Raw genomic sequence first — 451 nt, forward strand, 5'->3', positions numbered from 1 at the left:
GCTGGCTCCGCGGTGTCCGGCAGGAGCGCCGTATTTGCGAAGGGTCCGCTATTTGCGGCCCCAAGCGCCGCCACCGAAACCAGCTTGCTGCTGTTTTTCCTCGGCGTGTCCAGTTCATATCGGAGCGAGTCCGGATGCCGCTGACGATAATCGAGCATCTCTTCCTCTGTTTCCAGAAGGGCGCCCATATACAGGCACAGTATCCGGCCCTTGCTCAACGTGGGGCGCCGTTCGGGATCGGCWTCGAGGGCAAACAGGCCATACTGCCCTGCGAGGATCTGTTCATGCGGGGGAAGTYCAGCTGCGGCCAGTCTGCCGGGCCGGCAGCGCAACGTCTCCTGTGGTTTGCCTTCGATCAGRCGTCGCATCTCCGCCAGTACGTCTTCCTGAAGCGCCCGCTTGAGYTGAACAAGTGCTGGGCGCTTGAGCCTGGGCAGCCGGTGATGTTCGT

At 62.4% G+C, this 451-nt stretch carries 1 protein-coding gene; it reads right to left on the bottom strand.

The window, feature by feature from the left end; genetic code table 11:
* Positions 1 to 188, bottom strand: a 188-nt coding sequence (locus AC1DQ3_RS36790; RefSeq protein ID WP_477124992.1) for a hypothetical protein, incomplete at its 3' end; no start/stop codon positions are given.
* Positions 189 to 451: the final 263 nt, after the last annotated feature.

Source organism: Cupriavidus sp. 01T418, assembly GCF_056398885.1.